Consider the following 10,518-nt stretch of genomic DNA (forward strand, 5'->3'; position numbering starts at 1 on the left):
TTATTGAGAGAAGTAAAATTAGGTGTCTGTCTAACTTAGGAGCATAATCATTGCTTGCTTTCCGAAATAAAGACCAAATGCGATGAGAACCACGCCTGAAAGGATGGAAACAATGCGAAGCACTTGTGGACTTACCAACCTCCTTGCACCTGAAGCCACACTCGCCATTATTAAATCCCATATCGTAATTCCAATAAATATCCCAGTACTATAGATCAATAAATGGTACGTACCTAAATGACTAGAGCTCTGAGCAAGAATGGATCCGTAAATTCCTAACCAAAATAAGATATTAAGGGGATTTGAAATCGCCATGAAGAAGCCAGTTCGGAATGACTTACTTTTTGCTTCATTCCTGGATCCTGCTATATCATTTTGAATTGAATTTGACTTCACGATGCTTTCCACACCTGTATAGCTCAATACAAAAAAGCCAAACAACCAGAGAAATGTTTTCATGAATGGAGAATCAACAATGTGCCCGATTCCTACATAGATCAAAAGCATAAAGATTCCATCTGCTACCATCGCACCGATCCCAACAAACCACGCATTCAAAAATCCATACCGAATTCCTTTATCAACTTGTGCAGCATTAATTGGACCTACAGGTGCAGACAGCGATAACCCTAACAAAATATAACTAATATATATACTCATCTCAGTTCCCCCTCTTCAGTAACATCCTATTCAAGCATGTCCTTTAGTATTAAAGGGAAAAGCTTCAGACATTAAAAAAACGCCCATCACAAACGTAATGGGCGCTTCCACTTATTCTACAGTTACAGATTTAGCAAGGTTTCTTGGCTTATCAACATCACATTCACGGTGAAGTGCTGCATAGTAAGCAAGTAATTGTAATGGAACAACAGAGACAAGAGGAGTTAAATGCTCATGAACTTCATCAAGTACGATTGAGTCACCTTCTTCTTCAAGACTCTTCGTTGTTACGATACATGGTGACGCTCCACGAGCGACAACTTCTTCAACGTTAGAACGGATACTTCCGTTCACGTGTTTTTGTGTTGCAATTGCAATAACTGGTGTACCTTTCTCAATCAGTGCAATCGTTCCATGTTTAAGCTCTCCTCCAGCAAAACCTTCAGCCTGGATGTAAGAGATCTCTTTCAGTTTCAGTGCAGCTTCTAGACATACGTAGTAATCTACGCCACGTCCAATGAAGAATGCATTACGTGTAACAGAAAGGAATTCACGAGCGACAGATTCGATCTTTTCTTTCTGATCAACGATCGATTCAATTGCATTTGCTACGATTCCTAGTTCCTGAAGAGGATCGAAGTCTAGCTTGATTCCTTTAGCCTGTGCTGTATCAACTGCAAGAAGTGTTAATACTGCCATCTGAGCAGTGTACGCTTTTGTGGATGCTACAGCGATCTCAGGACCCGCATGTGTATGAAGCGTGTAATCTGCTTCACGTGAAAGCGTTGAGCCAGGTACATTAGTAATCGTTAATGATTTAAAGCCTTTTTTCTTCACGTTAACGAGTACGCCACGACTATCTGCTGTTTCACCACTCTGTGAAATAAAGATAAACAGTGGATTTTCAGAAACAAGCGGCATATTGTAAAGGAATTCACTTGCAATGTGCGTCTCTACTGGAACTTGAGCAATGTTTTCAATAAGTTGCTTTCCAACAAGACCTGCATTGTAGCTCGTTCCACAAGCGATGATGTAAATACGATCTGAACCTTTGACAGCGTTTCTGATATCTTCATCTAGCTTAATGTTATCATTATCATCTTTATACTTCGTAATGATGTTACGAATTGCAAACGGCTGCTCATCGATTTCTTTAAGCATATAGTGAGGGTACGTCCCCTTCTCAATATCGCTCGCATCGATTTCAGCAGTGAATGGTTCACGCTCAATCGTTTTGCCATCCATATCTTTGATCGTGATGGAATCACGCTTTACAAGAACGACTTCTTCATCCATCAATTCGATGAATTCATTCGTTACTTGAAGCATTGCCATTGAATCACTTGCAATAACGTTAAATTCGTTACCTACTCCAACTAGAAGCGGGCTTTTGTTCTTTGCCACAAAAAGAGTTTCAGGATTTTCATTATCGATCAACGCAAGTGCGTAAGAACCATGAAGCTCTTGTAACACCTGATGAAAAGCCTCTTCTACTTCCATGTTGTGTTTTACTACAAATGTCTCAATAAGTTGTACAACGATTTCAGTGTCTGTAGCACTTACAAATTCAGTCTCGGATAAGAAGTTGCGTTTGATTTGTTGATAGTTCTCAATAACACCATTATGCACAAGTGTAAATCGCTTTGATGCACTTTGATGAGGGTGTGCGTTTACTTGACTTGGTTCACCATGAGTTGCCCAACGTGTATGTCCAATTCCAGTTGTTGCTTCAACATCATAATCTACCTCTTTACGAAGGTCAGCAATACGCCCTTTTTCCTTCGTGAGGTGTAGACCTTCGTTATTAAGAAGAGCGATACCCGCTGAGTCGTACCCACGATACTCAAGTTTCTCTAGCCCACGCAACAAAATTTCTCTAGCATCTTTATTTCCAATATATCCAACAATACCACACATAAAAAAAGTCCTCCTTCAGTTGAAGGAACAGGTGTACCACGGGGCAGACCTGCCCCTTCTTTTCCGATTATCAATGTTATTCACCAAGGTTTTGGTTTTGTACAGAAAGTCACCTTTCTGTTTTAACGCAAAACCGTTCGATTGTGGTGAGCAATCGAGAGGTATCCGCCGATGTTCGATGAACCTCTTCCTCGTCAACTGTTCTCTACCGATCGAGAGCAGTCCAGGCGCTTATCTTGCTAATAAACCCACTTCCCTCACTTTCCCTTCTTGAATAGGATTAAACATAACTACAATAATACATTAGATGTAAAATAATGGTCAATCCTTTTTTTCAAAAAATGAAAACTTGTTCCGTCCGATTTACTACTAGTTTAATTTAAATAATAAAAGGTATGCATCAGTAGCTAATTGTGTGCTACATATGCATACCTTTCGTACTAAAACTATATTTGTGTCGATTAAGCTCCTAGTTCTTCTTCAACCATTGCGACTACGCGTTGTACGTACTCGTCACAAAGCTCTTTTGTTGGGGCTTCAGCCATAACACGAACGAGTGGTTCAGTTCCTGAAGGGCGCACTAGAATACGTCCCTCTCCGTTCATATCGCTTTCAACTGTCTGAATGGTTTCCTGAATACGCTCGTTTGAATCAACTTTTGTTTTATCAGTTACACGAACATTCACAAGCGATTGAGGGTATTTCTTCATTTCAGCTGCAAGCTCTGACAATGGCTTATTCGTCACCTTCATAATATTTGCTAACTGAAGGGCTGATAGCATGCCGTCTCCTGTTGTGATGTAATCAAGGAAAATGATATGCCCTGACTGTTCACCACCAAGGTTGTATCCTTCTTTACGCATCTCTTCCATCACGTAGCGATCGCCAACTTTTGTTTTTAGAGAGGTAATTCCCGATTCTTCCATCCCTTTGTGGAAGCCGAGGTTACTCATAACAGTTGAAACGACAGTATCATGACGAAGGTTCTTTTGCTCTTTCATGAACTTCGCGCAAATAAACATAATCTGGTCGCCATCAACGATTTCCCCGTTCTCGTCAATTGCGATAAGGCGGTCACCATCTCCATCAAATGCTAATCCAAGATCTGCATTTTTACCCTTCATAAACTCAGCTAGAGCTTCTGGATGTGTAGATCCTACACCAGCATTAATGTTCGTGCCTGTAGGGTTTGTACCGATAGTTGAGATATCAGCTTCTAAATCAGCAAACAAATGAGGTGCTAGAGAAGATGTTGCACCATGTGCACAATCTAGCGCTATATGAAGTCCTGAGAAGTCTTCATCAATTGTTTGTTTCAGATATTGTAGATACTTCTGGCATCCTTCAAAATAATCGCTCACAATTCCAAGGTCTTCACCTGTAGGGCGTGGGACTGTATCTTCATCACTATCGATAAGAGCTTCAATTTCATCTTCTTGAACATCTAATAGTTTAAAACCATCCGGTCCAAAAAACTTAATACCGTTGTCGCCTACCGGATTATGAGACGCAGAAATCATAACCCCTGCCTGAGCACTCAGAGCCTTTGTTAAATGAGCGACACCTGGTGTGGAGATCACACCTAATCGCATAACCTCAGCTCCGATTGATAATAAACCTGCTACTAACGCACCTTCTAGCATATAACCTGAAATACGAGTATCTCTCCCAATCAAAATCTTTGGTTTTTCAGCACCTTTTGTTAATACATGCCCACCAAAACGTCCTAGTTTAAATGCAAGCTCAGGTGTTAATTCAGTATTTGCGACACCTCTAACACCGTCAGTCCCAAAATATTTACCCATCGTAATTTCTCTCCTTTGTATCGCACAGTTCAGTTATATTCCAACCAATTTATATCCTAAGAGTACCTTTTGTGATGTACGGTTACATGAGTGTGGTTAAATCTTAATAAAAGTACCCTTACCTCTTGAGACGTATTTCACCATTCAATTCACCTAAAACACATCAGCCAATTAACTTAGCAACCTTTGCAGTAAGACCTTCCGATAGATCTAAGTCTTTTATGGGTATATCATAGAATGCTTTTATTACTCATCACTCACAGTGACGTTAACCTTTACCTTTTCTGGTTCTACTTTCGTCATCCCATCTGGTACAGGAACATCAAGTTCTAACGTTGTATTTTTTGTGATCTTGGAAAGATCAATTGAGGCGCCATTTAACACCTCTAATTTCTGAAGACTTTCCGATGGACCAAACACAGTCACGTCTTCCGGCTCAACTGAAATTGACGAAATACTTGTTCCTTCAGGAAGCTCGCCTTCTTGCTCAAGCTCGATCGGTACCTCTTTGGATGGGTTACTTATCGGCACTTTCACATCGACGATAGCTGGTTCGATCGTAAGTCCTTGTATCTCATCCATATTTCCATCGTACACATTCAGTGTAACGCGGGCATTAACAGCTTCCTTGGCATTACTAACATCAACATACCCTCTCACAAAAGCCACTTGCTCAAGCTTTGAAGCTCCTCCTGTAACAGTTACTGACTCAGGAGTAACGATAGGATTTTCAGCTATGTAGCCTTCAGGGAGAGCATCTGCTTTCAATAAATTAATACCAGCCTGGTATGTATTCGATTTTTTCTCTTCAATCGTTACCGACACTCTGGCTGGATCAATCGTAACATCGACATTTTCAGGAAAATCACGATGTTTAACCGTTACAAGGTGTTGCCCTGGAGTCAGGTTTCGTAAATCCACGTAGACCTCTTTGTTCGTCATCCTAGAGATCATTACGCCATCAGTACGACCTTCAACAATGACATCCACTGTTTCTGGCAATTCAGAAACAACAACTTCCTCCTCGTCAAACAGCACCTGAAGTTTCATATCAGAGATAGGATACGAATCTCCTTCAGGATTAAGCAATCCATCCCCACCAGATGTTGAAGCGTCAGGCATTGCTACAATGGTATAGAGCATAAGAGCGAGAAGAAACGAGATAATTTTGACAAACCAATTACTTGTTAGCAACTTGTCCATTATTTTTTCCCCCTCCAACTACTCCAACGATTGGAAGTTTCATTCTTTGTTACAGCAGAGTTGAGTTCGGCTGTTAAAAGGTCACGAAGAACCTCTTCTGATACATTTCGATGAAGCTCACCATTTTTAGCGAGTGAAATGCTACCAGTTTCTTCAGACACCACTAGGGTTAGGCTATCCGTTACTTCACTTATTCCTAATGCTGCCCTATGTCTCGTCCCAAGCTCTTTCGAAATGAAGGGACTTTCGGACAAAGGTAAATAACATGCAGCTGCCAGAATTTCGTCTTTTTTCAAAATAACAGCACCATCATGTAGTGGAGTGTTAGGAATAAAAATATTGATGAGAAGCTCTGAAGTTAATTTGGCATTCATCTGAATACCCGTTTCAACGTAATCATTTAATCCCGTTTCCCGCTCCATGGAAATTAGTGCGCCAATCCGTCTTTTACCCATATAGGAAGTAGATTTAATAATCGCTTCGATCATTTTATTCGTTTCTTCTTCCTCTACTGCAGAACGAGTGAATAATCGACCTCGTCCTAACTGTTCTAAGGCCCTTCTAAGCTCAGGCTGGAATATGATGATAATAGCAAGCAATCCGTATAGAACAACTCGCTCTAAGATCCAGTGAAGCGTGTTTAGTTCAAAGAAACTGCTCAAAAACCAGGCCGCGATAATGACGGTTATCCCTTTTAAAAGCTGAACAGCCTTAGTCCCTCTAATCAACATGATAATTTTATATATCACATACGTAACTAGCAGAATATCTATAATTTCTGTTATGTAATCAAGTACATTCACATTAGCGACAGGCAGCACGGCTCTTCCTCCAAACATAGTGAATTTAGCCTGTGGTTCCTAACCGTTACACGTTCAAAAACTTTGGTAACTTTTTAATTATATCATATTTTTAGTATGTTCAAAGTGAACGGTATTTGCTCATAATGAGCAACCAACCAAAAAAACCGCTCTACATAGAGCGGTTTAAGAAATGATTACTTATCAGATGAAAACACGTCACCAATATCGATAAATACGTTTCTTAAATGATACCAGGTCCAATCTAAAATGTGATCGACCTCTTCTATATCTCCTGTCACTTGACCAGCCGAAGCCATATATTGTTCACCGTTAATAACGAGAACATCACCTTCAACTTTACCTTCAATCTCAAGATTGCGGTTCTTAACCGTTAAATCTCCTTTTATTACTTCACCTTCTGGAACAATTACCGTATTTGTTTCCTGATCGAATGTCAGGTTGCCAGATAACGCAGTCATCTGATCTTCGCTTGTCCATGAGGAATATACGGATCCTGCCATTAATACTAGAAAAAGAACTGCTGCAGTCATCAACGGATGAGACTTCATCCATCTCTTTATCCATACAGTCTTCTTTTCTTGCGGAAGCTGTTGCATTACCTTTGATGTAAAACCATCGGGTGCCTTAAGAGAAGGCGAGCTGAGGAGAAATGATTCTGTTCTCTTAAGTTCTTCATAATGTTCCTTACAATCAGAACATGTTTTCAAATGGTTTTGTACAGTAAGCTGTTCTTCTCTTGTCGCTTCTTCATCAAGTACATTATGCATCATTCGTACTATCTCTTTAGGGCATTTCATAGTTTCTCCCCCTTTCTCATCACTCACGTAGCTTCTTTCTAAGGGCTTCTCTCCCCCGATGTATTCGAGTTTTCACTGTGCCTACTGGTAAATCAAGTATGTCACTAATTTCTTTTAGCGAAAGCTCTTGAATGTACTTAAGGGTTATTGCAGAACGATATTTAGTAGGAAGACTTAATATCGCTTGATGAATACCCTCTTGTGCTTCTAAAGAAACAACTTCATCATCAGGCAATTGATCGGTAGCAGCTACTTGTGAGTACATCGTTAAACCTTCGGTGCCCGAAACCTCTGCATCAAGGTAATAATCAGGCTTTTTCTTTCTCATACGATCAATCGCTAAATTTGTCGCAATACGGTACAACCATGTTGAGAACTTACGATCAATTTGGTAGCGATCGATATTCGTATACGCTCGAATAAATGCCTCTTGAGCCACGTCTTCGGCTTCTTGACGGTTACCAAGCATTCTGAAAGTAAGAGCAAATACACGATCCTTATAGAGCTCAACAAGCTCACCAAAAGCATTGTGATCTCCTTTTCTTACTTGTAATATTATTCTTTTTACAATGGCATCCATATATCCAACCCCCGCTATTCCCTGCGGCTATTATTCATTACGTTCCAGGAAAAATAAAGTTTCGTTTTTTTTTATAATTTTTTTATCCTCCCCTATTTTAGCATGAGTAATCTTTATAAATAACCAAAATACATATATTTCTAAAAAAGAGGTTTCCTATTGATTTAAAAAGGGTATACAGTGGAAAATGAATGAAAGGGATGGTCTGCAAATGGATTTTCCAAAGGGGCTGGAGAAAGAAATTTTACTGAAGGAAATTGAAGCTTCTCGTAAAAAAATGAACCTCTTAGCAAGAAAGCAGCCATTAAGTTCTTCTGAAATAGTAGAAATCAGCACTTATCTCGATAATTTATTAAACCAATATGATGAATGCAAAAAAGAAAAAACAGCGGCTCTCTAAACTTCTTAGAGAGCCGTTAATCATGTTATTTTAATTTTTCACCGAACAATGAACCCATTAAAGCAACTGCAACAGTAGCTGTTTTATTCTTCTCATCCAATATTGGATTCACTTCAACGAATTCAGCAGATGTAAGGATATCAGACTCTGCAAGCATCTCCATCGCAAGGTGACTCTCACGATAACTGATGCCTCCAAGAACAGGAGTCCCAACTCCTGGTGCGTCGTGAGGATCTAATCCGTCTAAATCAAGACTTAGATGGACACCATCCGTTCCGTTAGAAACGTGAGCTATCGCTTCCTCCATCACTTTCGTCATACCCATGCGGTCGATTTCATGCATAGTAAAGACTTTAATTCCTTTTTCCTCGATCAGTACTCGCTCTCCTTCATCAAGTGAACGTGCACCGATAATAACAATATTCTCTGGTTTGATCTTAGGACCATAACCAGCGATTCTTGTAAGGGACTCATCCCCAATACCAAGACTTACAGCAAGCGGCATACCATGAATATTTCCTGAAGGTGATGTATCAGCTGTGTTTAAATCTCCATGAGCATCGTACCAGATAACTCCAAGATTATTATAACTTTGAGAAACACCCGCAAGTGTACCGATTGCAATACTATGATCGCCCCCAAACACGAGTGGGAAACGCTTACGTTCGATCACTTGGTTTACTGTTGATGCTAGCTTTTCACTAGCTTCTGCTACTTCTTTCAAATTCTTAAGCTGATGGTCTTGATTCTCTGGTTTCTGTTCAGGTCTACCAATTTCAATATCTCCAAGGTCCTCAATACTATAATTTAATTTCTCTAACCGTTCTACAATCCCAGCGTATCTTATAGCGCTTGGCCCCATATCGACCCCGCGTCTCATCTGTCCTAAATCCATTGGAACTCCAATAATCGATAATTGATTATTCATCTATAGTCCTCCTAGAGTTATGTCTACCTCTATTGTAACCATTCGCTTTTTAATGACTCAACCGGACACTTTTTTGAATAAGTATTCATGTTACGACTATATTTTTAGAAATTTTCGGATATTTATTAATAATCGATACGCTTAATAACAAAACGATTTCGTTTTTAGTCGTTTTTAGACATAAAAAAAACCCTATAACAATGTATAAGGAAAATGGTGGAGCCTAGCGGGATCGAACCGCTGACCTCCTGCGTGCAAGGCAGGCGCTCTCCCAGCTGAGCTAAGGCCCCATTATGGAGCGGGTGATGGGAATCGAACCCACGACATCAGCTTGGAAGGCTGAGGTTTTACCACTAAACTACACCCGCATGATTTAATTGGAGCGGAAGACGGGATTCGAACCCGCGACCCCCACCTTGGCAAGGTGGTGTTCTACCACTGAACTACTTCCGCAAAAATGGTGAGCCATGAAGGATTCGAACCTTCGACCCTCTGATTAAAAGTCAGATGCTCTACCAACTGAGCTAATGGCTCTAAATGGTGGAGGGGGACGGATTCGAACCGCCGAACCCTGAGGGAGCGGATTTACAGTCCGCCGCGTTTAGCCACTTCGCTACCCCTCCACAAATAGATGGTGCCGGCCAGAGGACTTGAACCCCCAACCTACTGATTACAAGTCAGTTGCTCTACCAATTGAGCTAGACCGGCGAAGTATATTTGATGTATATTCACGTTGTTGTCTTTCCTCTACCAGTGTCGCTCTGAAGCCTTTTGCGTCAAGACAAGTCGACGTTAACTCGGAGAAGTGATGCTCCTTGCTCTACCAATTGAGCTAGACCGGCCAATTACTTTATGAACCTACAAACCAAAAACAGTGCACTCTTTTCAGAGTACTCCTGAGCATGTAATCATCAATGTGATTTAAAATTAAAATGGTGGAGGATGACGGGCTCGAACCGCCGACCCTCTGCTTGTAAGGCAGATGCTCTCCCAGCTGAGCTAATCCTCCACAGAGTAAAAATGCTATAAATTAAACAAAATGGTGACCCGTACGGGATTCGAACCCGTGTTACCGCCGTGAAAGGGCGGTGTCTTAACCGCTTGACCAACGGGCCTTGTTGTCTGGAGCTTCCAACCGGATTCGAACCGATGACCCCTTCCTTACCATGGAAGTGCTCTACCTGCTGAGCTATGGAAGCAAATGGCTCCACAGGTAGGATTCGAACCTACGACCGATCGGTTAACAGCCGATTGCTCTACCACTGAGCTACTGTGGAATAATGACTAGCCTGGCGACGTCCTACTCTTGCAGGGGGAGAGCCCCCAACTACCATCGGCGCTGAAGAGCTTAACTTCCGTGTTCGGCATGGGAACGGGTGTGACCTCTTCGCCTTCATCACCAGA

General features: G+C 41.1%; 9 protein-coding genes, 10 tRNA genes and 1 rRNA gene. 1 reads left to right on the forward strand and 19 read right to left on the reverse strand.

Going from position 1 to position 10,518, the window contains the following annotated elements; translation table 11 throughout:
• Positions 1 to 30 precede the first annotated feature (30 nt).
• The 7 genes from LCM09_RS19825 to sigW all read right to left on the reverse strand — a co-directional run bounded on the left by LCM09_RS19825 (position 31) and on the right by sigW (position 7,786).
• Positions 31 to 660, reverse strand: coding sequence for a LysE family transporter (locus LCM09_RS19825; protein WP_224885396.1), 630 nt, complete (start codon positions 658 to 660; stop codon positions 31 to 33).
• Between the two features lie 111 nt (positions 661 to 771).
• Positions 772 to 2,577 (reverse strand): glutamine--fructose-6-phosphate transaminase (isomerizing), encoded by a 1,806-nt coding sequence (gene glmS / locus LCM09_RS19830; protein WP_224885399.1) that lies wholly within the window; start codon positions 2,575 to 2,577, stop codon positions 772 to 774.
• A 461-nt stretch (positions 2,578 to 3,038) separates the two neighbouring features.
• Positions 3,039 to 4,382, reverse strand: a complete 1,344-nt coding sequence (glmM, locus tag LCM09_RS19835; protein ID WP_224885401.1) for a phosphoglucosamine mutase — start codon at positions 4,380 to 4,382, stop codon at positions 3,039 to 3,041.
• Between the two features lie 246 nt (positions 4,383 to 4,628).
• Complete coding sequence (locus LCM09_RS19840) at positions 4,629 to 5,585, reverse strand: CdaR family protein (protein WP_224885403.1); 957 nt, start codon at positions 5,583 to 5,585, stop codon at positions 4,629 to 4,631.
• Positions 5,585 to 6,424, reverse strand: a complete 840-nt coding sequence (gene cdaA / locus LCM09_RS19845) for a diadenylate cyclase CdaA (protein WP_318246538.1) — start codon at positions 6,422 to 6,424, stop codon at positions 5,585 to 5,587. The genes LCM09_RS19840 and cdaA overlap by 1 nt, the downstream gene beginning before the upstream one ends.
• Positions 6,425 to 6,582: 158 nt before the next feature.
• The gene (locus tag LCM09_RS19850) at positions 6,583 to 7,206 is read right to left on the reverse strand and encodes an anti-sigma factor family protein (RefSeq protein ID WP_224885405.1); all 624 of its coding nucleotides are present in this window, start codon (positions 7,204 to 7,206) and stop codon (positions 6,583 to 6,585) included.
• A gap of 19 nt (positions 7,207 to 7,225) precedes the next feature.
• Positions 7,226 to 7,786, reverse strand: coding sequence for an RNA polymerase sigma factor SigW (sigW, locus tag LCM09_RS19855; RefSeq protein ID WP_224885407.1), 561 nt, complete (start codon positions 7,784 to 7,786; stop codon positions 7,226 to 7,228).
• A gap of 211 nt (positions 7,787 to 7,997) precedes the next feature.
• On the opposite strand from sigW, the gene LCM09_RS19860 reads away from it, so the two are divergent.
• Positions 7,998 to 8,186 carry an aspartyl-phosphate phosphatase Spo0E family protein gene (locus LCM09_RS19860; RefSeq protein ID WP_224885409.1) on the forward strand — a complete coding sequence of 63 codons (189 nt, stop codon included), beginning with the start codon at positions 7,998 to 8,000 and terminating at the stop codon, positions 8,184 to 8,186.
• A gap of 25 nt (positions 8,187 to 8,211) precedes the next feature.
• On the opposite strand, the gene rocF is transcribed toward LCM09_RS19860, so the two are convergent.
• The 12 genes from rocF to rrf form a co-directional block, all read right to left on the reverse strand.
• Complete coding sequence (gene rocF, locus LCM09_RS19865; protein WP_224885411.1) at positions 8,212 to 9,114, reverse strand: arginase; 903 nt, start codon at positions 9,112 to 9,114, stop codon at positions 8,212 to 8,214.
• Between the two features lie 214 nt (positions 9,115 to 9,328).
• Positions 9,329 to 9,404, reverse strand: a tRNA-Ala gene (locus tag LCM09_RS19870).
• Positions 9,405 to 9,408: 4 nt separating this feature from the next.
• Positions 9,409 to 9,482 (reverse strand) — tRNA-Gly (locus LCM09_RS19875).
• Positions 9,483 to 9,492: 10 nt separating this feature from the next.
• Positions 9,493 to 9,567: transfer RNA gene (locus LCM09_RS19880), tRNA-Gly, on the reverse strand.
• Positions 9,568 to 9,572: 5 nt separating this feature from the next.
• Positions 9,573 to 9,648: transfer RNA gene (locus tag LCM09_RS19885), tRNA-Lys, on the reverse strand.
• A gap of 4 nt (positions 9,649 to 9,652) precedes the next feature.
• Positions 9,653 to 9,737: transfer RNA gene (locus tag LCM09_RS19890), tRNA-Tyr, on the reverse strand.
• A 9-nt stretch (positions 9,738 to 9,746) separates the two neighbouring features.
• Positions 9,747 to 9,822: transfer RNA gene (locus LCM09_RS19895), tRNA-Thr, on the reverse strand.
• Between the two features lie 225 nt (positions 9,823 to 10,047).
• A tRNA-Val gene (locus tag LCM09_RS19900) sits at positions 10,048 to 10,123 on the reverse strand.
• A gap of 31 nt (positions 10,124 to 10,154) precedes the next feature.
• Positions 10,155 to 10,229 (reverse strand) — tRNA-Glu (locus LCM09_RS19905).
• Between the two features lie 8 nt (positions 10,230 to 10,237).
• Positions 10,238 to 10,313, reverse strand: a tRNA-Thr gene (locus tag LCM09_RS19910).
• 3 nt (positions 10,314 to 10,316) lie between these two features.
• Positions 10,317 to 10,391, reverse strand: a tRNA-Asn gene (locus tag LCM09_RS19915).
• A gap of 10 nt (positions 10,392 to 10,401) precedes the next feature.
• Positions 10,402 to 10,518, reverse strand: a 5S ribosomal RNA gene (gene rrf, locus LCM09_RS19920).

It is taken from the genome of Guptibacillus algicola, from assembly GCF_020171805.1.
In the GTDB taxonomy this organism is placed as follows: Bacteria; Bacillota; Bacilli; order Bacillales; family Guptibacillaceae; genus Guptibacillus; species Guptibacillus algicola.

Excerpts from the sequence above, each read along its gene's own strand:
- LCM09_RS19825 (WP_224885396.1), bottom strand. The coding sequence starts at position 660 with ATGAGTATATATATTAGTTATATTTTGTTAGGGTTATCGCTGTCTGCA.
- glmS (WP_224885399.1), bottom strand. The coding sequence starts at position 2,577 with ATGTGTGGTATTGTTGGATATATTGGAAATAAAGATGCTAGAGAAATT.
- glmM (WP_224885401.1), bottom strand. The coding sequence starts at position 4,382 with ATGGGTAAATATTTTGGGACTGACGGTGTTAGAGGTGTCGCAAATACT.
- LCM09_RS19840 (WP_224885403.1), bottom strand. The coding sequence starts at position 5,585 with ATGGACAAGTTGCTAACAAGTAATTGGTTTGTCAAAATTATCTCGTTT.
- cdaA (WP_318246538.1), bottom strand. The coding sequence starts at position 6,424 with ATGTTTGGAGGAAGAGCCGTGCTGCCTGTCGCTAATGTGAATGTACTT.
- LCM09_RS19850 (WP_224885405.1), bottom strand. The coding sequence starts at position 7,206 with ATGAAATGCCCTAAAGAGATAGTACGAATGATGCATAATGTACTTGAT.
- sigW (WP_224885407.1), bottom strand. The coding sequence starts at position 7,786 with ATGGATGCCATTGTAAAAAGAATAATATTACAAGTAAGAAAAGGAGAT.
- LCM09_RS19860 (WP_224885409.1), top strand. The coding sequence starts at position 7,998 with ATGGATTTTCCAAAGGGGCTGGAGAAAGAAATTTTACTGAAGGAAATT.
- rocF (WP_224885411.1), bottom strand. The coding sequence starts at position 9,114 with ATGAATAATCAATTATCGATTATTGGAGTTCCAATGGATTTAGGACAG.